This window comes from Halorubrum sp. FL23 (assembly GCF_052439115.2).
Lineage (GTDB): Archaea > Halobacteriota > Halobacteria > Halobacteriales > Haloferacaceae > Halorubrum > Halorubrum persicum.
This window is the reverse complement of the sequence record NZ_JBQVRO020000012.1, coordinates 14,205-35,778: the sequence shown is the minus strand read 5'-3', so window position 1 is coordinate 35,778 and position 21,574 is coordinate 14,205. Positions and strand designations below refer to the sequence as shown.

Annotated in this window: 21 protein-coding genes; 5 read left to right on the top strand and 16 right to left on the bottom strand. The window is 67.6% G+C overall.

What is annotated here, in order from left to right:
* The first annotated feature begins 53 nt into the window (after positions 1-53).
* On the top strand, positions 54-614 hold the full coding sequence (locus ACT4MF_RS14260; RefSeq protein WP_444683096.1) for a response regulator transcription factor: 561 nt from the start codon (positions 54-56) through the stop codon (positions 612-614).
* A 90-nt stretch (positions 615-704) separates the two neighbouring features.
* Here ACT4MF_RS14260 and ACT4MF_RS14255 read toward each other — a convergent pair whose 3' ends face one another.
* Genes ACT4MF_RS14255 through ACT4MF_RS14245 form a run of 3 tightly spaced genes read right to left on the bottom strand, consistent with a single transcriptional unit; the run spans position 705 to position 3,586 of the window.
* Positions 705-1,760 (bottom strand): ABC transporter ATP-binding protein, encoded by a 1,056-nt coding sequence (locus ACT4MF_RS14255; RefSeq protein ID WP_444683095.1) that lies wholly within the window; start codon positions 1,758-1,760, stop codon positions 705-707.
* On the bottom strand, positions 1,757-2,572 hold the full coding sequence (locus tag ACT4MF_RS14250) for a molybdate ABC transporter permease subunit (RefSeq protein ID WP_444683094.1): 816 nt from the start codon (positions 2,570-2,572) through the stop codon (positions 1,757-1,759). The genes ACT4MF_RS14255 and ACT4MF_RS14250 overlap by 4 nt, the downstream gene beginning before the upstream one ends.
* Positions 2,573-3,586 (bottom strand): extracellular solute-binding protein, encoded by a 1,014-nt coding sequence (locus ACT4MF_RS14245; RefSeq protein WP_444683093.1) that lies wholly within the window; start codon positions 3,584-3,586, stop codon positions 2,573-2,575.
* A gap of 60 nt (positions 3,587-3,646) precedes the next feature.
* On the opposite strand from ACT4MF_RS14245, the gene ACT4MF_RS14240 reads away from it, so the two are divergent.
* The gene (locus tag ACT4MF_RS14240) at positions 3,647-4,072 is read left to right on the top strand and encodes a Tfx family DNA-binding protein (protein ID WP_099256787.1); all 426 of its coding nucleotides are present in this window, start codon (positions 3,647-3,649) and stop codon (positions 4,070-4,072) included.
* Positions 4,073-4,096: 24 nt separating this feature from the next.
* On the opposite strand, the gene ACT4MF_RS14235 is transcribed toward ACT4MF_RS14240, so the two are convergent.
* The 5 genes from ACT4MF_RS14235 to ACT4MF_RS14215 are packed head-to-tail and all read right to left on the bottom strand — an operon-like array spanning position 4,097 to position 11,422.
* The gene (locus ACT4MF_RS14235) at positions 4,097-6,073 is read right to left on the bottom strand and encodes a molybdopterin oxidoreductase family protein (RefSeq protein WP_444683092.1); all 1,977 of its coding nucleotides are present in this window, start codon (positions 6,071-6,073) and stop codon (positions 4,097-4,099) included.
* A gap of 8 nt (positions 6,074-6,081) precedes the next feature.
* Positions 6,082-6,816, bottom strand: coding sequence for a helical membrane plugin domain-containing protein (locus tag ACT4MF_RS14230; RefSeq protein WP_099256845.1), 735 nt, complete (start codon positions 6,814-6,816; stop codon positions 6,082-6,084).
* A 1-nt stretch (position 6,817) separates the two neighbouring features.
* Entirely contained in the window at positions 6,818-9,052 is a 2,235-nt protein-coding gene (fdhF, locus tag ACT4MF_RS14225) for a formate dehydrogenase subunit alpha (protein ID WP_444683139.1), read from the bottom strand.
* 32 nt (positions 9,053-9,084) lie between these two features.
* Positions 9,085-10,077, bottom strand: a complete 993-nt coding sequence (locus tag ACT4MF_RS14220; RefSeq protein WP_444683091.1) for a 2Fe-2S iron-sulfur cluster-binding protein — start codon at positions 10,075-10,077, stop codon at positions 9,085-9,087.
* Positions 10,078-10,081: 4 nt separating this feature from the next.
* Positions 10,082-11,422 (bottom strand): NADH-ubiquinone oxidoreductase-F iron-sulfur binding region domain-containing protein, encoded by a 1,341-nt coding sequence (locus ACT4MF_RS14215; RefSeq protein ID WP_512053300.1) that lies wholly within the window; start codon positions 11,420-11,422, stop codon positions 10,082-10,084.
* Between the two features lie 427 nt (positions 11,423-11,849).
* Here ACT4MF_RS14215 and ACT4MF_RS14210 point away from each other — a divergent pair, with 427 nt between their 5' ends.
* Positions 11,850-13,211, top strand: coding sequence for an NAD-dependent succinate-semialdehyde dehydrogenase (locus tag ACT4MF_RS14210; RefSeq protein ID WP_099256790.1), 1,362 nt, complete (start codon positions 11,850-11,852; stop codon positions 13,209-13,211).
* A 43-nt stretch (positions 13,212-13,254) separates the two neighbouring features.
* Here ACT4MF_RS14210 and ACT4MF_RS14205 read toward each other — a convergent pair whose 3' ends face one another.
* The 8 genes from ACT4MF_RS14205 to ACT4MF_RS14170 form a co-directional block, all read right to left on the bottom strand.
* Entirely contained in the window at positions 13,255-14,406 is a 1,152-nt protein-coding gene (locus ACT4MF_RS14205) for an MFS transporter (RefSeq protein ID WP_444683089.1), read from the bottom strand.
* Between the two features lie 473 nt (positions 14,407-14,879).
* Positions 14,880-15,284, bottom strand: coding sequence for a helix-turn-helix domain-containing protein (locus ACT4MF_RS14200; protein ID WP_444683087.1), 405 nt, complete (start codon positions 15,282-15,284; stop codon positions 14,880-14,882).
* A gap of 169 nt (positions 15,285-15,453) precedes the next feature.
* Complete coding sequence (locus ACT4MF_RS14195; RefSeq protein ID WP_099256793.1) at positions 15,454-16,512, bottom strand: sulfite exporter TauE/SafE family protein; 1,059 nt, start codon at positions 16,510-16,512, stop codon at positions 15,454-15,456.
* Positions 16,502-16,666 (bottom strand): DUF7512 family protein, encoded by a 165-nt coding sequence (locus tag ACT4MF_RS14190; RefSeq protein WP_180271869.1) that lies wholly within the window; start codon positions 16,664-16,666, stop codon positions 16,502-16,504. The genes ACT4MF_RS14195 and ACT4MF_RS14190 overlap by 11 nt, the downstream gene beginning before the upstream one ends.
* 299 nt (positions 16,667-16,965) lie before the next feature.
* The gene (locus ACT4MF_RS14185; RefSeq protein WP_444683086.1) at positions 16,966-18,141 is read right to left on the bottom strand and encodes an inorganic phosphate transporter; all 1,176 of its coding nucleotides are present in this window, start codon (positions 18,139-18,141) and stop codon (positions 16,966-16,968) included.
* Between the two features lie 9 nt (positions 18,142-18,150).
* Complete coding sequence (locus ACT4MF_RS14180; RefSeq protein WP_444683085.1) at positions 18,151-18,609, bottom strand: YeeE/YedE family protein; 459 nt, start codon at positions 18,607-18,609, stop codon at positions 18,151-18,153.
* Positions 18,606-19,163 carry a YeeE/YedE family protein gene (locus tag ACT4MF_RS14175; RefSeq protein WP_099256796.1) on the bottom strand — a complete coding sequence of 186 codons (558 nt, stop codon included), beginning with the start codon at positions 19,161-19,163 and terminating at the stop codon, positions 18,606-18,608. The genes ACT4MF_RS14180 and ACT4MF_RS14175 overlap by 4 nt, the downstream gene beginning before the upstream one ends.
* Before the next feature lie 8 nt (positions 19,164-19,171).
* Positions 19,172-20,365: an MBL fold metallo-hydrolase gene (locus ACT4MF_RS14170; RefSeq protein WP_444683084.1), complete on the bottom strand. Its 1,194-nt coding sequence runs from the start codon at positions 20,363-20,365 to the stop codon at positions 19,172-19,174.
* A gap of 249 nt (positions 20,366-20,614) precedes the next feature.
* On the opposite strand from ACT4MF_RS14170, the gene ACT4MF_RS14165 reads away from it, so the two are divergent.
* Entirely contained in the window at positions 20,615-20,860 is a 246-nt protein-coding gene (locus tag ACT4MF_RS14165; RefSeq protein ID WP_099256798.1) for a sulfurtransferase TusA family protein, read from the top strand.
* A 2-nt stretch (positions 20,861-20,862) separates the two neighbouring features.
* On the top strand, positions 20,863-21,435 hold the full coding sequence (locus tag ACT4MF_RS14160; protein ID WP_444683083.1) for a DsrE/DsrF/DrsH-like family protein: 573 nt from the start codon (positions 20,863-20,865) through the stop codon (positions 21,433-21,435).
* Positions 21,436-21,574: the final 139 nt, after the last annotated feature.

Sequence of the window (21,574 nt, the reverse complement as noted above, 5' to 3'; positions counted from 1 at the left end):
CACCGAGACCGCTCCGGGACGTTCAGAGCCCATATCACGGGGGTTTCACGACTATGCCAAACGAATCCGACTCCGCAGATCCGACGGTGCTGGTGGTAGAGGACGACAGGGACCTCGCCGCGACGTACTCGCGGTGGCTCGAGCCGGAGTACGACGTCCGGACGTCCAACTCGGGGTCCGGCGCGCTCACGTGGTACGACTCGGAGGTCAGCGTCGTGATCCTCGACCGCCGGATGCCGGACATTCCGGGGTCGACGGTCATTCAGAAGATGAACGAGCGGGACATCGAAGACCAAAAGGCGATGCTCACCAGCACCGAACCCGGCTGCGATCTGGTCGACATCCCCTGCGACGAGTACCTCACGAAGCCGCTGACGAAGGCCGAGCTTCGGGAGACCGTCAACGAGCTCCGGCTGCGGTCGCAGTTGGACGACGAACTCCAGCGCTACTTCAGGTTGACCTCGAAGATCGTCGCGATCGAGACCAGCAGCACGGCCGGGACGGAGGCCGCGCTGGAGGATTTACGCAGGGAGGTCAACCGGATCCGCGGACAGATCCAAGAGCGGATCGACGAGCTCAACGGCTTCGATCCGGCCTTCCGCACGATCGAGTAGGCACCTCTCCCCTACGGCGCCCGACTCGGGGCCGTCGGACCGGCGTCGTGCGTCGTCTGCGATCGGTCGGGTTCGGCGGGGTGCTCGGAGCTACTCGTGCTCCGGAATCAGGTGGATCGACTCCCGCGGGATCAGCACGCTGAGCTCCGTGCCGTTCGCGAGCGCGAGCCGTTCGAACGTCGGCGGCCGGACGTTCGTCGTGAGCGTGATCGAACCGGCGTCGCACTCGACGTCGATTCGGTATTCGCTCCCCTCGTTCAGCCACCGGGCGACCGTCCCCGTGACCGCGTTCGCGGGTCGATTCTCGTCGACTTCGTCGGGGGCTTCGACGGTGATCCGTGACGGGTGGATACAGACCGTCACGGCTGAGGCGGGCACATCCGAAACGGTCGTCTGGAGCCGAACGTCGCCGACCGACACGGTCGCTCCGGTCGACGGTCGGTCGGTCACCGTCCCGTCGAAGACGTTCTCGGTCCCCGTAAAGCGGGCGACGAAGCGGCTCGTCGGTCGAGTGATCACCGTCGAGGGCGGGCCAACCTGTTCGATCCCCCCGTCTCGAACGATGGCGAGTCGGTCGCCGAGCGCCGTCGCCGTGCGCTGGTCGTGCGTGACGTAGAGAACGGGGATGTCGAGCGACTCGAACAGGCGATACAGCTCGTCGCGGAGCCGTTTCCGGATCGGTGCGTCGAGGCTCGACAGCGGCTCGTCGAGGAGCAGCGCGTCCGGGTCGGTCGCGAGCGTTCGCGCGAGGGCCACGCGTTGTCGCTCCCCGCCGGAGAGCGTCGCGGGCTTCCGCTCCAGCACGCCGTCGAGTTCGAGCAGCGTCGCGAGCGAGCCGACGCGATCGCCGTCCCTAGCCGCGTACTCGATGTTCTCTCGGGCGGTCATATGGGGGAAGAGCGCCCCCTCCTGGAAGACCATCCCCACGCGCCGGTCTTCGAGCGGCAGGCCGACCAGTTCGCGACCGTCGAGCCGCATCGATCCGGCGTCCGGGACCGCGATACCGGCCACCAGCGAGAGCAGCGTCGTCTTCCCGCTGCCGGACGGTCCCAAGACGGCGAGCACTTCGTCGTCGACCGTCAGGTCCGCCGGACCGAAGTCGAACTGGCCGTAGCTCTTGCGCAGTCGCGAAAGTTCGAGCGTCATTCCCATGGGTTCGACGCGACCGTGTTGAGCACCGCGAGCGCCGCGACGGCGATCCCGACCAGGAGTATCGCCACCGGATACGCGTTATCCAAGCCGAGCTCGATGAACGCCACCCAGATCTGTACCGGCATCGTTCGGGGGTAGTACGCCATCATCATCGTCGCGCCGAACTCGCCGATCGCCCGCGCGAACGCGAGGGTCACGCCGGCGAGAATGCCGGGGCCGGCCAGGGGTAGCGTTACGCGTCGAGCGGTCGTCAACCGACCTTTTCCCAGCGATCGAGAGGCGTACTCGAGCGTCTGGTCGACGCTCTCGAACGCCGCTTTGGCGGTCACGACCACGAACGGCGACGCGACGAATGTCTGGGCGAGCACCACGCCGGCGAGCGACCGCGTGAGCGGGAACCCGGCGGCAACCGCGGCCTCCCCGAGCGGCGATCCGGGGCCGAAAACGGTGAGCAGCACGATGCCGCCGACCGTCGGGGGGAGCACTAACGGGAGGATCACGACCGCGAGGACGCCCTTCATCACGGCCCCGTCGGTGCGAGCGAGCCAGTACGCGAGCGGTAGGCCGAACAGGGTGGCGATGACGGTGCTGACCGACGCCGACAGCAGCGACGTGGTCGCCGCGTCGACGACGGTCGGATTGGTTATCTGTGCGAGAATATCCCCGGCCGGGACCGAGAGAAACAGCGACACCAACGGCACCACGTAGTACAGGAGGAGCACCCCGCCGAGGACGAGCGCGACGCTGAGCCAGTCGAATCCCACCGTCACCGTCCCCGATCGATCCGTGTTCGAGCCCACCGCCATTCAGATCAGGACGGTGACATCCGAGACGGTTGAGGACAGCGGTTCGGTTGGGCCGCCGAGTCGGGACTGCGTCTCGTTCGACCGGCCTGCTGTTTGTCGCACGCGCTGGGGGACGGCGCCCGTGTAGGCGGGGAACTGGTCGCGGAGGAGAAACCCGTGTTCCGCGAGATAGCTCCCGGTCGTGTGGGCGTCGAACACGGCGACCGCAGCGTCGCTCATGTGTCGAATGGTCGAGCCGTAGCTGATGAGTCCGCCGCGTATTTCCCGGCCGCTGGGCAGCGTGTACGAGGTCGTCGCATACCACTCCGCCGCGTACCGAGGATTGCTCAGGTTGATCTGGTCCGGGAGTGCGATGTACTCGTAGTCGCGTTCGACGGCCATGTTTCGGTACGCGATCGCGGCGTCGACGGAGCCGGTTTCGAACTGACTGATCAACGATGTCTCGGGATAGATCTGGTCCTGTCGCGGGATCTGCTCCCTGAGGTTCGGCGCGTCGTCGTAGTACCGCGAGGCGAGTTCGAACATGAAGAGGGTGCGATACCCGAGCGGATCCTGGTCGGGATCGGTGCGACCGATCGTTACGCGTCCGTCGAGCAGCGGTTCATACCAGCGCTCGGAGCCGGCCTCGGCCAGGCGCGCCCCGCCCTCCGTCTCCGGGTTGTACGCGATGACGACGGAGTTGCTGGTGAACACCGAGTGCCACGGCGGCGACAGCGGCTCCTCGAAGAGGGCCACGTCGGCGACCGAGACGATGTCGGGGTCGCGCTGCCCCTCGGCGATCATTCGGGCGACGGTCGCGGAGCCGTGCGCTTCGATCTCGACCGGAACGTCGACGGCCGGCGCGAGCCCGTTCGCCATCGCGTTCTGCAGACTGCCAGCCGCGAGGATAGCGATCGTCGGCGACTGACCGCCCGCTTCGCTTCTCCCGCCCGTACAGCCCGCGACACCGGCGACGGCCGCGGTCCCGGCAGTCAGGAGGAACCGTCGTCGCATCGTCGGGGAGCGATTCGCCATACGGTGTGCAGAAGTGTTTGAGCCAAAAGCTTAACTCAAACACATCTGTTTAACTACGGCATGGTCTCTGCCGACTCGACCGCGCTGACCGAACGACAGGTGACGGTGCTCGAACTCCGAGAGCAGGGGCGGACACAACAGGAGGTCGCGGATCGGCTGGGAACGACCGACGCGAACGTCAGCGCGATCGAACGAGCCGCGGAACAGAACATCGAGAAGGCGCGCCGCACGCTGGAACTCGCTCGGACGATCCGATCGCCGATCCAGTTCTCCGTCTCCCCGGGGACGAGCTTCGACGATCTGGTCGCCAGCGTCTACGATCACGGGAACGAAGCCGGCGTCAAAATCGCGTACTGCCGTCCGGAGCTGTACACCCACCTCTACGGGGCCCTCGAAGGCTGTACGAACCAGAGTGAGCTGAAGACGACCATCGACGTCGGAATCACCAACGAGGGCGAGGTGAGAGTGTACACCGAGGCGCTCTGACCGCCGCCCCGGCGGGGAGTTCGATCAGCGCTCGGCGTCGGCCGACCGAACGCTTACGACCTCGATCCCGCGACGAAGAAGCGGATCCGCGGCGTCTGCGGAGAGGTACGCCGTCCCCCGTCGAACGCCCGGATCGAACTCGGGGGTGGCCCGAACCGACACGTCGCCGCTGGAAACGACGACGAGCGCTTCGGCGGCCTCGTCGACATCGTCGTCGAGGCCGCGTTCCTCGGCGTCGCTCGGGTTGATCCGGAGCACCGGGGCGGCCGGCCCCTGGGCGGAGCGGTCGGTGGTCCGCCCGCCAGTCACCAGCCGCAGCTCGTCGGTCGCGTCGGGCTCGACGAACGGCTGTGCCGTTCCGAACCGCGCGTACCCGTCCGGCGTTTCGAACCGCTCGCGATAGAGCGGGTCGGCGTCTTCCCCGCCCTCGCCGGCGGGCCACTGGCGGCCTCCCTCTCCGACCGCCGCATCGGAGATCCCAGCGTGCGTGGGCGCGACACGGCACAGTTCGTCGAACACCGCTCCGGCGTCCGCGTACTCGAACGCGGACGGGCGGTCGGTCAACCGCGTCCCGAGGTCGGCGAGTATGTCCCGGTCGGGGCGCGCCTCGCCCGGTGGCGTCTGGACCGGTCGGCTCCGCTGGATCCGGCGCTCCAGGTTCGTGAAGGTCCCCGCCTTTTCGGTTCCGGCCGCGGCCGGCAACACGACGTCCGCGTGTCGCGTGGTCTCGTTCGCGACGAGGTCGACGGCGACCAGCGAATCGATCGCGTCCAGTCGGCGCTGCACCCACTCCCGGTCGCGTTTCGATATCGCGGGGTTCTCGCCGACCACGAGCGCGCCCCGGATCTCCCCGCCGAAAGATTCGAGCAGCGCCGTCGCCGTCTTGCCGGGCGTCGGCGGCGGCGCGACGCCCCACTCGGACTCGACCCGCTCGCGCGCGGTCGCCGCCGTCACCGGCTGGTGCCCCGGCAACCTGTCGGGGACGCAGCCGGCGTCGGCGGCGCCCTGCTCGTTGGCGAGCCCGCGGAGCACGTACAGGCCGGATCCACGTCGCCCGACGTTCCCCGTCAGCAGCAGCATGTTGAGCAGCGCCTCCGGCGCGTTCAGCGCGCCCGTGCCACCCTCGATCCCGGTCCCGACGAGCCCGGCGATCCGGTCGGCGTCCGCCAGCCGGGACGCCACCGCTTCGATCGTCTCTCCCGTGACTCCCGCGGCCGTGAGGGCGGCGGCGGGTTCCGCGTCGGCCATCGACGCCGCGAACCGCTCGAACCCCCGTGTCCGGGCGTCGACGAAGGACCGATCGACGCCGGTTTCGGCCGCGAGGAGCCGCCGGCTCAGACAGTCGAACACCAGCGCGTCCGTCCCCGGTCGCGGCGTGACGTGGATGTCGGCCAGCCGTGTCGTCCGGTTTCCGGCCGGCTCGATGTGGACGAGCGTGGCCCCGTCGTTGACCGCCGGCCTGACGAAGCTGTTGAACGCGACCGGCTGTCGTTCGGCGGGGTTGGCCCCGGCGACGAGGATGACATCCGCCTCCCGGAGGCCGGCGAGGCTGTTCGTCGTCGCCGGCCACCCCACCCGGTCTTCGAGGATCCGCGCCGTCGAGGCGTGGCAGAGCCGGGAGCGGTTGTCGACGTTGTTCGTCCCGAGCATCCGGGCGAGCTTCTGGAGGAGGTAGTTCTCCTCGTTCGTGCAGTGGGGCGCGCCGAGAAACGCCAGCGCGTCCGGGCCGTCTGCGCGCAAGATGGATCCGAACGACGCTTCGACGCGCTCGTAGGCGGTCTCCCACGACGCCGGTCGCAGCTCCCCGCCTCGCCGAACGAGCGGCGTCGTGAGGCGATCGTCCGGCGTGTCGAACGCGGTGACGCCGTTCCGGCAGAGCCGCCCGTCGGGGTTCGCCGGGCCGGCGACGCCCTGCGCACGCGATTCGTCGGCCGTCGGTTTCAACCGGCAGCCGACGCCGCAGAGCGGGCACACCGTCTCATCGGGCGTTCGATCGGACACGGTGTCTCTCAGCGCCTGAGGCCGCGTCCCTGGGCCTTCAGGAACTCGACGAGGTAGCCGAGGCCGTCGCGGGCGTCGCGGCTCCGGAGCTCGCGGAGGAGGCCGAGGACCCCGACGCGTTCGGAACTGCGCTGTGCCTCGCCGACGGCGCCGAGGAGGTTGTTCAGCCCCTCCGCGGTGTCCTCGTCGATCTCGAGGGCCGAGAGCGTGTTCGCGAGATCGACGAGCTCCTCGAGTTGGCCGCCGCGCTGCAGTTCGAGCACCAGGTCCAACGCCTCGACGATCTCGGTCCCGTTGTCTTCGAGCGTCGTCGACAGCTCCTCGACCTCCGCCGCGGAGAGCGACTCGGTGAACGCCGTCGCGATGGCCACGAGGTCGTCGAGGTGTCCCTCCCGCTGGAGGACGAGAACGGTGTCCAGCGACGCGGACAGCTCCTCGGCGTTGTCGCCGAGGTCGGTCGCGAGCGTCGCCGCCCCGTCCGTCGAGAGGCCGTCGGCGGCCGCCACGAGGTTGGCGGCCGAAGCGGTGACGTGCTCGAGCTCGTCCTCGTCGGCGCTCGCCGCGATCAGGACGGCCGTCGAGAGGACGTCTTGGAGTTCGTCGGTGCTGTCGACGGCCTCCGCGAGCGCCTCGCCGTGCGTGGAGAGCGCCTCCTGTAACGCGGCGTCGCCCTCGCCGTTCGTCTCCCGCTTCGTCGACCCGTGAGTCGCCGTCTCGGGGTAGCTCTCGGTCGGTTTCGCCATCTCAGTCGTCACCCCCGGCGGCGGCGTCGGCGGCCGTAACGGCTTCCGGATCGCCCTCGTCCGGAGCGATCCGAACCGCGGACACCTTGAACTCCGGCGTCGCGGCGGCGGGATCGAGGTGTTCCTCGTCCGTGAGGCGGTTGACGGCGCTCTCGGCGAAGTGGATCGGGATGAAGACGCTCTCGGGGCCGACCCGATCCGTCACCTGCGCGGGGACGACGATCTCACCGCGGCGCGAGGTGACGCGAACCATGTCGCCGCTTTCGATCCCGTAGTTTGCGGCGGTGTCGGGGTTGATCTCGATGAAGTCGCTCGGCGTGTACTGCATGATCCCCTCCTCGCGGTGCGTCATCGTGCCGGTGTGGTACTGGTAGAGGACGCGCCCGGTCGTGAGCGTGAACGGGTACTCCTCGTCCGGGGTCTCCGCCGGTTCGCTGTAGCCGACGGCCTGGAGGTGGGCCTTGCCGTCGTCGGTGTTGAACGCGTCCGCGTAGAGCCGTTCGGTTCCGGGATGGTCCTCGTCCCAGCAGGGCCACTGGAGCCCGCCCTCCGACTCGACGCGGTCGTGGGTCACCCCGCCGTACAGCGGCGTCAGCGAGTTCACCTCCTCCATGATCTCGGCGGTCGAGTCGTACGACCACTCCCGTCCCATGCGGTTCGCGAGGGCTTGGAGGATCTCCCAGTCGGGCCGGGAGTCTCCCTTCGGCTCCATCACCTCGTTGACCATCTGTACCGTGCGGTCCGTGTTCGTGAACGTCCCCGTCTTCTCGACGAACGAACACGCGGGAAGCACCACGTCGGCGTACTGCGCGGTCTCGTTGACGAACAGGTCCTGGACGACGAGGAACTCCAACTCTTCGAGGATGTCCTCGGCGTGGTTGACGCCGGGTTCGGAGAGCGCGGCGTTCTCGCCGATGATGTACATCCCCCTGAGGTCGTCGTCGTCGGCCGCGAGGAACATCTGGGTCGTGTAGTAGCCGTACTCCGGCGAGATCTCGCACTCCCACGCCTCCTCGAACTTCGCGCGTATCTCGTCGTCGGCGATGTCCTGGTAGCCCGGGAAGTTGTCCGGGAGCGGCCCCATATCACCGCCGCCGCCCTGCACGTTGTTCTGGCCGCGGAACGGCGAGACGCCCGTCCCCGGCTTCCCGAGGTTGCCGGTGACCGCGGCGAGGTTGGCCATCGCCATCACGTTCTCCGTCCCGTGGGAGTGTTCGGTGAGCCCGAGCGTCCAGCCGAACACGCACCTGTCGGCGTCGGCGATCGTTTCGGCGGCGGAGACGATCTCCTCGTGCGGAACGCCGGTGACCTCCTCGACGCGTTCGGGGGTGAACTCCTGGACCGCCTCTCTCACCGCCTCGAACCCGGTCGTCCGCTCCTCGACGAACGCCTCGTCGTACAGGTCGTTGTTGACGATGTGGCGCGTGATCGCGTTGATCCAGACCGCGTCGTATCCCGGGTTCACCCGGGTGTACTGGGTCGCGTACTCCGCGATCTGGACCTCGCGGGGATCGAAGACGAGGAGGTCGGCCCCGTCTCGAACGTTCTGTTTGATCCGCGTCGCGAGCACCGGGTGCGCCTCCGTCGTGTTCGACCCCGTGAGGAGGACGCAGTCGGCGATCTCGAGGTCGTCGGTGCTTATCGAGGCGGCGCCGTAGCCGTACGTCTTCGCGAGCCCGGCGACCGTCGAGGAGTGGCACAGCCGGTTGCAGTTGTCGACGCTGTTGGTGCCGAGCACCTGTCTGGCGAACTTCCCCATCAGGTAGTTCTCCTCGTTGGTCGCCTTCGAGGAGGCGATCACGGACAGGGCCTCGCCGCCGTGCTCCTCCTGTATCGACCCGAGCCCCTCGACGACGCGAGAGAGCGCCTCGTCCCACGTCGCCTCGCGGAACTCGCCGCGCTCGTCCCGCACGAGCGGCGTCGTCAGGCGGTCGTCGGAGTTGACGAAGTCGTACCCGAACTTCCCCTTGACGCAGGTGGAGATGCCGTTGACCGGCGCGTCCTCGGCTTCGGTGGGTCGCGCGGCCAGGATCTCCTCGCCGTCCGAGTAGAGATCGAACCGACACCCCACCGCGCAGTAGCCGCAGGTCGTGTCGGCGACGTTCAGCTCCTCCAACCGCTTGTCGCCGATCGACTGGGCGATCTCGAACAGCTTGCCCTCCGACAGCGTCTCCGCGGCGACGCCCTCGGCGACGTGCTCGACGTTCTGGAGGGCCTGCCGTTTCGCCGCTTGCATGTACCCCGCGACGCCGTCCATCTCGTCGTCGCTCACGGCCACTCACCCCCTCGTTCAGCGGCGTCTCCCCACTCGTCGCCGGATGCTCGGTCGGACTCCGCCGTCTCCCCGCCGCCCGTCGCCGCTCCGCCCCCACCGTCGGTCCGCGAGCGGTCCCCCCCCGACGCGTCTCCCCGCTTTTTGGCCGTCATCGGGCCCTTCGTCTTCCCGGTGTTCTCGTACGACTTGCCGACGCTGTTCTTCTGTGTGAACCCCGGCAGCGGGATCGTCGTCGCGTCCTCGATCCCCTTCTCGACGAGCGACCCGGTCGGACAGACGGTCGCGCAGTGCCCGCAGGAGACGCAGGTGGAGTCCTCCATCGTCTCGGCGTCGCTCTGGAAGCCGATCCGGGTGTCGCTCCCGGACCCCTCCAGCCGAAGCACCCCCTCGACCTGGACGTCGTTGCACGCCTCGACGCACCGGTTACAGAGGATACACTTGTTGCGGTCGATCTGGATGAACGACGACGAGTCGTCGATCGGCTCGTACTCGTCGCGATCGTCGAGCACGCCGTAGCGCGGCTCCTCGACCTCCGCGTCGATGGCGGCGTCTTGGAGCTCACAGCGACCGTTCTTGCCGCAGGTCGTACACCGGAGGTTGTGGTTCGAGAGGACCAGGTCGAGGTTCACGTCCCGCGCCTGCGAGGCGTCGGCGGCGCCCGTCCGTACCGTCATCCCGTCCTCTACCGGGAAGCTACAGGCGGGGACGACGCCGTGGTCGTCGGTCTCGACCATGCAGGTCCGACACTCGCTGCGGGGACCGATTCCCTCTCGACCGTAGTGACACAGCGCCGGGACGTTCTCGTCGGTCTCGATCCGCTCGATGGCGTCGATCAGCGTTTCGCCGACGCCGACCGTCGCCGTCGTCCCGTCGATGGTCACCGTCGCCGGCGCGTCGCGTTCGACCGGCGGATCGGACGCGGTTCCCGGGGCGATCTCCTCCGTCAGGGGCGGTGCGTCAGCCGTTTCCTGTCGTTGTGAACTCATGGTATCAGGCCTCCAGTGGCTCGAGACAGCTCCCGGCCGGGCACCGGCCGTCGGCGTGCGCCTCGAACTCGTCTCCGAACGCCGAGAGGGCGGTCCGGGCCGGCCGCCCGGCCTGCACGCCGAACGCACAGATGCTCGATGACGTCATCACCTCGATCAGCTCGTCGATCGCGTCCGGGTCGTACCCCCCGTCGTACACCTCCCGGAGGAGTCCGGCGAGCTGCGTCGTCCCCTCCCGACAGGGAACGCAACGACCGCAGTTCTCCTCCGCGGCGAGCTGCGTCCGCTGCCCGACGAATTCGACGACGCACCGGTCGGCGGACAGCACGCGAACGACCCCGTCCGAACCCAACTGCGCGGCGCCCAGTTCGGCCGGGGCGACGCCCACCGACAGGTCGTCCGTGACACCGCCGAACTGCCCGCCGACCGAGACCGCCTTGAGCTCGCCGGCGACGGCGGCCGCGTCGACGACGGTCTCCAGCGTTTCGGTTTCCGGGACCTCGACGGTCGCCGGGTGGTCCACGTCTCCCGTGACCGACAGCGCTCGAGTCTCCGGGGGCGCTCCCTCTCGAAGCGCGACGGAGAGCTGCGCGAGCGTTCGCGGGGTGTGAACCACGGTCGGTCGGCCGTGGAGGCCGACCGCGTCGAGATCGGGCGGGCGGATCCGGGCTTCCAGCCGGTGGTTCCCCTCGATGGCTTCGATCGCCATCGACGGCTCGGCCGCCCGGTACGTCGCCGGCCCGGTCACGACGTCGACCGGGACCGAGGGGGCCGGGTAGTTCGCCGCCGCCTCCCGCGCCGTCTGGACGGCGCGCTCGTCGTCGCTCGACGCGTACACGATGACCTCTTCGGCACCGAGCGCCCCCGCCAGTCCGGCGGCGCCGTCCAACACCTCGAGCGGCGCGCTTTCGAGCAACAGCGCGTCCGCCGGGTTCCCGTGGGCGTTCACCACGACGGCCGGATCACCGTCACCCTCGCGCACGTCTCGCCACGGCTCCGCGAGCGGGGCATCCTGCCGGATATCTCCCCACCCTCGGCCGTCGAGTTCCGCCCCGACCTCCATCACGGTCTCCGGGTCCGGATCGGTGAACCCCCCCGCCGCCTCGTGATCGTCGGGATCGGTCGGTCGCCGCCAGCCGCAGGCGCCGAGCGCGTCGCGAACGCCGGTTTGCAGTCCCGGGAGGTCCGGCGTCGGCAACCGGGACCGCCCCGGCTCGTGGTCGCGGACGTCGTCCGGATCGCCGGCGGTGACATCGCCGGCGTCGCCGACGCGCGTGGCGATCTCGTCGATCCGATCGGTCGGACACCGGGCGTGAAACGCGGTTCGGCCACCGAGCGTCACCATGACGAGTGGTTCGACTGCCGGTACCCCGGTGGGTCCGACTAACGCGACCGCGCTGTCGGCCCCCGAAACCGACTCAGGAAGGCGACTCGGACCAGCGACCCGGAGCACTGGACCGTCGTCTGCGGTGAGTAGTGTCATTTGATACCGTCTGTCAGGACACTTAACCCGCAATATCATAAATGACCGGGGTGAATACGCGGAGTTAACCGGAAGCAGTTACACTATTACGGTGGCTGTCTGCGTATTCGCGAGCGCGAGCGAGACGGAGATGCCGTCTCTTTCGCAGCGTGCCCCGTGTTGTACGGAGCATGGGTCCGACCGCTTCCACCCAGTCTATCGCTCGAGGGAGATACCCTACACCCATACGTTGATGGTCTGAGACGCGTCACTACTCACGCACTCGCGGCACCGCGTTGCGCATCCGATCATGAACGCTACAAACCCAGCGACCGGCGAAGTCGTGGCAACGTACGACGAACACACGGACGAGGAGGTGGCGGACGCGCTCGACGCTGCTGCCAGCGAATTCGCGTCGTGGGCCGAGCGCCCGATTCGGGAGCGAGCGGAGCTGATGGCTGACGCCGCCGACGTCCTCCGCGATAACAACCGACGGTACGCCGAGATCATGACCGAGGAGATGGGGAAACCCATCTCGCAGGCGCTGGGCGAAGTCGAGAAGTGCGCGTGGGTCTGCGACCACTACGCGACGCACGCGAGCAGCTATCTCACCTCGGACGGCCACCCCAGTCCCCCGGGAACGACCGTTCGGACCGAGTACGAGCCGATCGGCCCGGTGCTCGCGGTCATGCCGTGGAACTTCCCCCTCTGGCAGGTGTTCAGGTTCGCGGCACCGAACCTCACCGCGGGCAACGTCGGGCTGCTGAAACACGCCTCGAACGTGCCCGGCTGCGCGCTGGCCATCGAGGAGGTGTTCGAGGAGGCCGGCTTCCCCGACGGCGCGTTCCAGACGCTCCTGGTCGGGTCCGAGAGGGTCGACGACGTGCTCGACGACGACCGAGTGCGCGCGGCGACGCTCACTGGCAGCGGGCCCGCCGGTCGGTCGGTCGCCGCGAAGGCCGGTGAGAACCTCCAGAAAACCGTCCTCGAGCTGGGCGGCAGCGACCCGTTCATCGTCTTGGACGATGCCGACGTCGAGGACGCCGCGGAGACGGGGGCATGGGCCCGGAGCATGAACGGCGGCCAGTCCTGCATCGCCGCGAAGCGGTTCGTCGTCCACGACGCCGTGTACGACGAGTTCCTCGAGGCGTTGCTGGCGGAACTGCGCGATCTCACTGTCGGTGACCCGCTGCGCGAAGAGACGGACATCGGCCCGCAGGCGCAGCGCCACTTGATGGAGGAGCTCCACGGGCAGGTCGAGGCGAGCGTCGACGCCGGCGCGACGATCGAGCTGGGCGGCGAGCCGCTCGAGCGCGACGGCTCGTTCTATCCGCCGACCGTTCTGACGGACGTGCCCGACGGCTGTCCGGCGGACGACGAAGAGCTGTTCGGCCCGGTCGCCGCCGTGTTCCGCGCCGAAGACGAGGCGGAAGCGGTCCGGATCGCCAACGATACTCGGTTCGGGCTCGGGGCGAGCATCTGGACCGAGGACCGCGACCGGGGTGCCGCGGTCGCCTCTCAGATCGACGCCGGCTGCGTCTACATCAACCAGTTCGTCAAATCCGACCCCCGGGTGCCGTTCGGCGGCGTCAAAGACTCCGGCTACGGCCGAGAGCTCTCGGAGGCGGGGATCAAGGAGTTCGTCAACGAGAAGACCGTCTGGGTGGAGTAACCCGTCACCCCGGAGCAGTTGGTCGGTCGCGGCGGAATCGGTCTCATTGGCGTGTCCGCGTGATGAGGACCGCTGACCCGACTGCGACCGTGTTCAGCCCGACCAGCACCAGAAAGGCGCCCTCGTAGCCGCCCGTGGCGTCGCGGATGGAGCCGGTGACGACCGGTAACACCAGCGCGACGAGGTTGCCGATCGCGATGACCATCGCGAGCGCGCTGCCTTCGCTGGCGGTCGCGTCCGCGGCGACGTTGTAGATCGCGCCGAACGGAAGCGACACCGCCAGCATGACGAGGAGCGGCAGTACGACGCGGAGCGGCCCCGCGGGCGCCGCGGCGAGCGTGCCGAACCCGAGCACGGCGACCGCCGACGCGCCGGCGATGATCTTCGGATCGGTCACCGGAAACCTGACGACGACGCTCCCGCCGGAGGCTCGGCCGAGGGTCGCGACGCCGAGCACGAGTGCGTTTAACGGGCCGAAGACGCCAAGGTCCTCGAAGTACGAGGTGATGAACGCCGAGAGCGTCAGGTACGACCCGATGGCGGCCACGTAGCAGAGCGACGCGAGGATGACGACCGGATTCGTCAGCACCGACCCGCCGGCGGTTTCGGACGCCGACTCTGACGGCCCCGTCAGTCGGTCGTGCCGGTTGCGATAGAGTGCGCCCACCGCGGGCACCGCGATGAGGGTACCGAGTGCGTGGATACCGATCCCCCCGGTCGCCGTGACGAGCCGCGGCGTGATCAGGAAGCCGAACGCCCCACCGAGGGTCAACATCCCACCGTACACGCCCTGCTGGCGGCTCGCGGCGTCGCCGCTGTAGAGGCGCGCGATGTGCGTGGCACCGACGCTGAGCACCAGCCCGGCGGCGATCCCCCACAGGAACCGGAGCGCGAGCACCGTCGGAAACGTCGGGGCGAAGTCCACGGTCGACGCGAGCCCCGCCTGGGCGACCGTCGCGACGATCAACAGCCGGGTCGTCGTGGTCCGCTCGACGAGTCTGCTCGCCGGCCACTGCGCGAGGACGAGCGGAAGCAGGATCGCCGAGAGCATGAGGCCGAACGACGTGTAGCCGATGTCGTACTGGCTCAAGTAGAAGTCCGGGACGCCGGCGTATCCGAACATCACGTACCCCATGCTTACGATCGCGAGGTGGGGCGCGACCCGCAGGCCGAGCGGGGGGCTGGTGTGACTCATTCATCGGATCGTCCACCGTTGTTCACTGAGTCAGTGTCCCTCCCGGTAATCTTGTCACCCACTGCGTCGCCGTACGCGGCTCGGGCGTGCTCGCTCGAGCACTCGTATGAACACGCATGAATCCCGTATAGTGCCGGACGAGGTCGGAACACCTCACTCTGTCCGCGTCCCGACCGTTCAGTGAGATCATCGATCGCCTCGTTCGCATCCTCATCAAGCGAGACAATCACACGATCAATCGCCATCTGCTACCGCCATCACCTAGGGCGTCAATAGTCAACGGCCCCCACAGGCGCGTGGGACGGGTGAATAAAACGAGACGACCTCGTCGCAACCCTCGGTCGCCGACGGTTCGTCGAGAGCCGCGCCGGTCGCGGCGCGAACCGCTCGGAGACGCGGGGCCGAATTGCGGGTCGATCGCGACAGCGGCGGCACGCAGTCGACTCGTCGCAGCGTCAGCCAAGAAGAGAGCGTCAGCTTTCGGCGGCGGGGGCCGCAGTCTCGGACTGGTCGTACGTGGCCTCGAACTCGTGGATGAGCTGTCCCATCTTCGCGTACCAGTCGTTGAGCAGCCGCTGCATGTCATCGGCGATCTTGGAGGGGTCCGTCGGGGAGTAGACGTGGTAGTAGCCGCCCTGGTCGTAGTTGATCTGGTTTTTCTCGATGAACCCGGTCTGCAGCAGCCGCTGCACGGCACGGTAGGCGGTCGAGCGTTCGCGATCGACGGCCTCGGCGATTTCGTCGACGGTCAGCGGTTCTTCGGCCTCGACGAGGGCTCGGAAACACACCTTGTCGAGCTCCGTGAGACCGTGGAAGCACCCCAACAGTCCGTCACACGTCATATCCCGATGGAGTTGTTCAGACATCGAATCAGGCATTGGTATCGCTGTCTCGTAGGCGTTGGGCGGTTAAAAGACTTTGTACAGTTCGCACAATTCTGCACAGAGCCTCGCTGAACAGACGGACGACGCACGCGCAGTCATCCATCTATTAACACGACAAAATTAGCCAGACGACGAACACGCGATCCGAACAGAGTACCGCGGTTCAGTCCGCCATCGCAGTCCCCTGACGTTGCGTCTTACGGAGCGACGTGACCGTCGTGTAGAGGATTGCGAAGGCGACGACGACTGCCGCACCGATGACGAGCACCAGTCCGAGCAGTTCGAGAGCCGGGCTGCCGATGTAGGAGCCGATCTCGCCGATGCCCACTGCAACGGCGCCGATCAACAGCATCCCGCCGAAGTAGATCTTAATTCCGTCGGAGTCGACGACGGCGGTCGCGGCGGACCCGATACGCGCACCGAGTGCGCTCCCGAACAGCAGCGGGGCGACGATCCCGAGATCGACGCCGCCGCCCTGGCCGTAGAGGTAACTCCCGAGGCCACCGGAGAAGACGATCTCGAAGAGGTCAGTCCCGACGGCGACGGGCACCGGGACGCCGATGGCGTAGATCATCGCCGGCATCCGGATGAAGCCGCCACCGACGCCGAGGAAGCCGGACAGGAGGCCGGTCGCGAAGGCGACGGCCGTAATGACCCACGCGGAGACGCGGACGTCGCCGCGGAGCGTCACCATCGGCGGAATCCGAACGGTCTGCTGAATCTTCTTCGCGATCTCGGGGATTTCGTACTCGTCGAGGTCTTTGTCGGCCGCCTCGTGGTCGACCCCGCCCCCGCCGTCACCCTTCATGGCGTCACGGGTCACCATCGCACCGACGCCGCCGAGCAGAACCACGTAGGCGACGCTGATGATGCCGCCGGCGAGTCCCAGCGACTCGAGGTAGTAGACGCTCGCGCGCCCGGCCTCGATGCCGATGGTCGTCCCCGTGATCATGATTACGCCGAGCTTGTAGTCGACCTGCCCGAGATCGTGGTGTTTCAGGGTCGCGATGACGGCCGTCCCGAAGACGAACGCCATCCCGCTACCGACCGCGACGGGCGCCGGGTAGTCCAGCATCAGCAGGGCGGGAGTGACGAGGAACGATCCCCCCATGCCGAAGAACCCGAACAGGACCCCGACCACGAGGCCGAACCCGACGAACAGCCCCAACATCTCGGGGCTCGTTCCCAGGATCCCGGCCCAGTCGAGAACGCTATTGAGCATTCGATTCACCTCCGATGAGGAGCTTCATGATGTAGGGCTGAAAGAGCCGTTCGAAGCCACCGTACCCCACGTACAGCACGACCGCTTCGAGGAGGATCGCCCCGATGAGCAAGGCCGTCTCGGGGTCCCAAGTCGGTATCTCTAATCCTGCCATCGATTCTCACTCCGATTACCGAACGCGGAAATTCGCTGTTGGCACATTTCTACTCAGTACCCTCTACCTGCTTCGTGCCTATAACGGTTTTGGGCTTTCTGTACAATACTATATCCGGGTAACTTCCGCCGGAGTACCGATAACTTACAGAGAACATACGGCACTCTCGCGCACGATCGACTCATAAACCGGTGATGACCGAGAGATCGGCTCCAGTTCTGTACACTGCTTGCCGGAGTAACCACGGAGTTGCGCACAATGCGGTTGTGGTTAGAGAAGGGACAGCCGTGACAGAGTGGTCAGAAGAGGAGCGAGCCGGCAGCGTACGCGAGCGAAAACGAGAGGAGGAACGATCCCGCCCACGCCCCGACCGTCAGGAGGAGCTTTCGCGCGTCCACCGCCTCGCGGCCGCCGACCGCGGCGCCGCTCCCGATGATGGCGCTGACGACGATCTCGTTGAACGAGACCGGGACGCCCAACAGGACGGCCAGCTGCGCGATCAGGAACGACGGGACGAGCGCCGAGATCGAGCGTCGCGGCCCGAGCGACGAGTAATCTTGGGCGAGCGATTTGATCATCCGCGGCGCACCCGTCCACGACCCGACGAGCATCCCCAGGCCGCCGCCAACGAGGACGGCGAACGCCGAGACCATCTCCACGTCGTCGAGCAGCGGCAGCAGCGGCCCGATGGCGAGACCGACCTGGCTTCCGCCCGCGGAGAACGCGACGAGCGACCCGAGCGCGAGCAGCACGCGCCGCAGGCCGCCGGCTTCGTCGCGCCGGATGTCCCGCCAGACGACCACCGCGATGGCCAGCGCCGCGAGGGCCGTCACGCCGACCGCCGACGCGACACCGTCGACCCCCAGCGTCCGCTGTCCGAGTCCGCGGATGGTCCCCGACGTGCCGCCCGCCCCGAGGAAGCTGAACTGGACGTTCACGAGGACGGCTCCGACGAGGCCGGCGAGAAACGGAATGCTGTACCGTTCGGGGACGTCGGGACGCGGAAGCAGGCTCGCGATGGTGAACGCGATGCCACCCCCGACGAAGGGGGTGAGCACCCAGACGGCGGCGATCTGCCGGTATTTCGGCCAGACCGGCGTCCCACCGAGCGCGAGGCCGACGCCGATGACGGCCCCGGTAACGGTGAACGCCGTCGCGATCGGGTAGCCGGTCGTGATCCCGACCGCCATCAACCCCGCACCCAACACGAGCACGAGGATGACGCCGGTAACGGGCAGGCTGATACCGCCGACGAGGCCGCTGCCGATGGCTTCCGAGACGTTCCCACCCTGCGTGACGGCGCCGGCGAAGCCGAAAATGCCGACGAAAAATGCGGCCCGCATGGTCGCGATGGCGTTGGCGCCGACGGCGGGCGCAAACGGGGTGGCCCCGCTCGACCCAGCGCCGATGACCCACGCCATAAACAGGCTGGCGAGCGCTGCACCGATGAAGAGGGCGACGAGAGCGGGGTCCATGGCGGGTCGTTAGTCCGCGCCCGTCGCGCTACTGTTGCGCACCTGGCTCCGGCTTCGCCAGTACCCCTGCGCGTAGGCGCCGAGGAACATCCCGGCGAGCGCCCAGAGGATGGTGACGTTACCGACGCCGAGGCTCGCGTACGCCGCGCCCGGGCAGATGCCCGAGAGCCCCCAACCGACGCCGAAGACGGCGCCGCCGATGAGGACGTTCCGATCGAACGGCTTCAGGCGGCGCTCGTAGCGGTCGCCCGTGAGCGGCGCGGCGTCCCGGATGCGAGGCAGCACCGCGAACGCGATCCCGGAGACGATGGCGGCGCCGAACATCACGAACGGGAGGCCGAGGTCCTCGAACGTGAGGAAGTTCAACACGACCTCCGGGCGCGCCATGTGGCTGAACCCGAGCCCGAACCCGAACACCAGGCCGCCGACGAACACCAGCGGCTTGAACAGCGGATGACGGTCCGTCACGGGCTCACCCCCAGCGCGGCGACGACCTGTGCGGTTCCGATAGCGACCGCCAGGAACGTTACCACCCCGACGAGCGATGTCTTCGACGCCGAGCCGACGCCGCAGACGCCGTGGCCGGAGGTGCAGCCCTTCCCGACCCGGGTCCCGATACCGACCAGGATCCCGCCGAAGAACAGCCGCCACGGCTGCACGTCGGTCATCCACAGGGTCACGCCGGCGACCTCGTAGAGCTGGCCGGTCGTTCCGGGCTCGTACAGCGAGCTCGTGACCAGGCCGGACTGGAACGTCGCGGCGAACGCCAGGCCGCCGAGGATGATGCCGACCGTGAAGACGACCCGCCAGTCCCGGGAGGCGACGTACCGCCGGAACCGCGGTTGGTCGGAGACGTACGACAGCGTCGACTCCAGGAACGTGCTCGCCCCGGCCGGGATGCCCGTGCCGGCGTATATCAGGACGGTCCCGAGGCCGACGAGCAGGCCGCCGACGGCGTAGCGACTGATCCCGTTCGGGAAGAAGTCGGCGACCGCCTGGAGCAGTACTGGGTCAGCAACCATCGGCGTCGTTAGTCACCCGCGAGGGAGTTCTGGCTGGCGGCGCAGTTGTTCGGCCCGAGCTCCAGCGTGAACGCCTCTTGGTCATCGACGGCGTTCTGACCGAGGTTGGTCGCGATGATCTTCTCGTAGTTGGCCGGCCGGGGCGGCATGTCGGACAGGATGAGGTCGACGAAGTCGTCCTCGTCCATCGTGAGTGCGTCCATCTCCTCGACGATCTCGCCGATCGGCGCCGTGTAGGTGCCGTCGTCGGCGGGCTCGGCTGCGTCGCTGAAGTGCGCGCCGCCGATCAGGGTGTCGTCGGGGAGCGTCAGGACGCGCTCCTGCAGCGATTCGTACAGCATGCGGGCAGCGTCGGGGGCGCCGTCGTCACCCTCTTCGAGGTCGGGACGCGCGACGCTCTCGATGAACAGCCCGTCGCCGGTGGCCAGCAGGCCGTCGTCGACGAGGTACGAGGTCATCCCGGTCGTGTGACCGGGCGTGTAGACGGTCTCGATGGTGGCGTCGCCGACTTCGAAGGTGTCGCCGTCAGCGGCGGTCGTCAGCTGGTCGGCGTAGGTGACGCCGCGGTCGACGGCGGCGTCGGGAATGACGCCCTCGACGCCTTCGTCGGCGAGGTCGCGCACCCCCGAGATGTGGTCGGCGTGGATGTGCGTGTCGAGCGCGTACTCGAGCTCGACGCCGAGCTCCGCGGCGTCGTCGAGGTAGCGGTCGGTGAACGCGCGCAGGGGATCGATGACGGCGGCCGCCTCGTCGTCGTAGACGAGGTAGCCGAGGCAGCCCGAGGACGGGCGCTGGTACTGCAGCAGCGTGCCGGCGCCGTCGTAGCGTTCGACTTCGACGGCCTCGTAGATGCTCGCCCAGCCGTTCATCCCATCTTCGAGGTGGTTCACGTCGTAGCCGCGTTCGGCGAGCGTGCCCGCGACGTACTCGCTCGCGCCGCCCTTCGCGCACAGGACGGTCACCTCGCGGTCGTCCGGGATCTGTTCGAGGACGCTCTCGTCGATGTCGTCTTCGAGGAACTCGAAGTACGGGACGTTGATCGACGTCACGTTTGCGGCGTCGATGCGCCACTCCTCGTAATCGGATTGCATGCGCGCGTCGAGAATCGAGATCTCCTCGCCGGCGTCGATACGGTCCTTCAGCGTTTCCGGGTCGACAGAGTCCACGTCGACATCCGGAGTCGGGAAGTCGTCGGCGTTCATGTTGTGCAATCATCCCTACTGGGTGGACGTACAAAAGCATTCGCATAGTAATTCCTATTCTAAGCAATACTATTGCCAATGTCGCCTGCGCTATTACCGCCCAAACCCGTAAAATGAAGTCATTAGGGCCAGATGACGGGATACGCGCGTGAGTAGTTGTTTGTAGTTTCTACAAGAATCGACAATCTTTTACTTAGCCAGGGGGTATTGTGTGATAGCTCCAATACAGACTACCGGAGCAGATTACCAATGAGTGCTGAATTCGACATCACGGAGACGCTCGACGTCACAGGTGCATCGTGTCCCATGCCAGTTGTCAAGACGAAGTCCGCCATCGACGACCTCGCCGAGGGCGCGGTCCTCGAAGTGGTGGCGACCGATCCGGGAAGCATGAGCGACATCGACGGCTGGGCGTCTGGAACCGACGGCGTCGAACTCCTCGATCAGGAGGAAGGCGACGACGTGTACAAACACTACGTCCGGAAGACGGAGTAACGATGAGTACGGACACCCCCGACGGGTCGGCTGACGACGCGCCCTCGCGTGCGGAGCTGGCCGCGCGCGTCGACGAGCTCGAGGACGCGCTCGCCGAGGCGACCGACGGGGACGATACCAAGAAGATGAGCATCATCGCGACGAAGGGGACGCTTGACATGGCGTACCCCCCGCTCATCCTCGCCAGCACCGCCGCCGCGTTCGGCTACGAGGTGACCGTCTTCCACACGTTCTGGGGGCTGGACATCCTGCACGAGGAGCGTTCGAAGAACCTCAAACTGAGCTCCGTCGGCAACCCCAACATGCCGGTGCCGAACGCCGTCGCCGCGCTGCCCGGTATGGACCGCGTGACGACGATGATGATGGAGCGAAAGATCGACGACAACGACACGGCCACCATCGAGGAGCTCATCGAAACCAGCCTCGACATGGGCGTGGAGTTCCAGGCCTGTCAGATGACCATCGATCTAATGGGCTACGACGAGGACAACTTCTATGACGGCGTCACCACCGGCGTCGGCGCCGCCACCGCCCTCCAGGACATGGCGGAAGCCGACATCCAACTGCTCGTGTGACGCACACTCGGAGTTGGAGTTGTTAACTCGACGCGCCGGGGGTCGAGAGTACCAGCGTCACCGCACGGACCCGAGGCGGGTTCGTGAGCGCAACACCCGGCACGAAAACACCGCCGACGGGGCGCGAAACGGCAGTCGT

Excerpts from the sequence above, each read along its gene's own strand:
- ACT4MF_RS14175 (WP_099256796.1), bottom strand. The coding sequence starts at position 19,163 with ATGGTTGCTGACCCAGTACTGCTCCAGGCGGTCGCCGACTTCTTCCCG.
- ACT4MF_RS14165 (WP_099256798.1), top strand. The coding sequence starts at position 20,615 with ATGAGTGCTGAATTCGACATCACGGAGACGCTCGACGTCACAGGTGCA.
- ACT4MF_RS14190 (WP_180271869.1), bottom strand. The coding sequence starts at position 16,666 with ATGGCAGGATTAGAGATACCGACTTGGGACCCCGAGACGGCCTTGCTC.
- fdhF (WP_444683139.1), bottom strand. The coding sequence starts at position 9,052 with ATGCAAGCGGCGAAACGGCAGGCCCTCCAGAACGTCGAGCACGTCGCC.
- ACT4MF_RS14160 (WP_444683083.1), top strand. The coding sequence starts at position 20,863 with ATGAGTACGGACACCCCCGACGGGTCGGCTGACGACGCGCCCTCGCGT.
- ACT4MF_RS14255 (WP_444683095.1), bottom strand. The coding sequence starts at position 1,760 with ATGACGCTCGAACTTTCGCGACTGCGCAAGAGCTACGGCCAGTTCGAC.
- ACT4MF_RS14230 (WP_099256845.1), bottom strand. The coding sequence starts at position 6,816 with ATGGCGAAACCGACCGAGAGCTACCCCGAGACGGCGACTCACGGGTCG.
- ACT4MF_RS14240 (WP_099256787.1), top strand. The coding sequence starts at position 3,647 with ATGGTCTCTGCCGACTCGACCGCGCTGACCGAACGACAGGTGACGGTG.
- ACT4MF_RS14185 (WP_444683086.1), bottom strand. The coding sequence starts at position 18,141 with ATGGACCCCGCTCTCGTCGCCCTCTTCATCGGTGCAGCGCTCGCCAGC.
- ACT4MF_RS14200 (WP_444683087.1), bottom strand. The coding sequence starts at position 15,284 with ATGCCTGATTCGATGTCTGAACAACTCCATCGGGATATGACGTGTGAC.
- ACT4MF_RS14245 (WP_444683093.1), bottom strand. The coding sequence starts at position 3,586 with ATGGCGAATCGCTCCCCGACGATGCGACGACGGTTCCTCCTGACTGCC.
- ACT4MF_RS14220 (WP_444683091.1), bottom strand. The coding sequence starts at position 10,077 with ATGAGTTCACAACGACAGGAAACGGCTGACGCACCGCCCCTGACGGAG.
- ACT4MF_RS14205 (WP_444683089.1), bottom strand. The coding sequence starts at position 14,406 with ATGAGTCACACCAGCCCCCCGCTCGGCCTGCGGGTCGCGCCCCACCTC.
- ACT4MF_RS14195 (WP_099256793.1), bottom strand. The coding sequence starts at position 16,512 with ATGCTCAATAGCGTTCTCGACTGGGCCGGGATCCTGGGAACGAGCCCC.
- ACT4MF_RS14170 (WP_444683084.1), bottom strand. The coding sequence starts at position 20,365 with ATGAACGCCGACGACTTCCCGACTCCGGATGTCGACGTGGACTCTGTC.
- ACT4MF_RS14215 (WP_512053300.1), bottom strand. The coding sequence starts at position 11,422 with ATGGTGACGCTCGGTGGCCGAACCGCGTTTCACGCCCGGTGTCCGACC.
- ACT4MF_RS14250 (WP_444683094.1), bottom strand. The coding sequence starts at position 2,572 with ATGGCGGTGGGCTCGAACACGGATCGATCGGGGACGGTGACGGTGGGA.
- ACT4MF_RS14210 (WP_099256790.1), top strand. The coding sequence starts at position 11,850 with ATGAACGCTACAAACCCAGCGACCGGCGAAGTCGTGGCAACGTACGAC.
- ACT4MF_RS14260 (WP_444683096.1), top strand. The coding sequence starts at position 54 with ATGCCAAACGAATCCGACTCCGCAGATCCGACGGTGCTGGTGGTAGAG.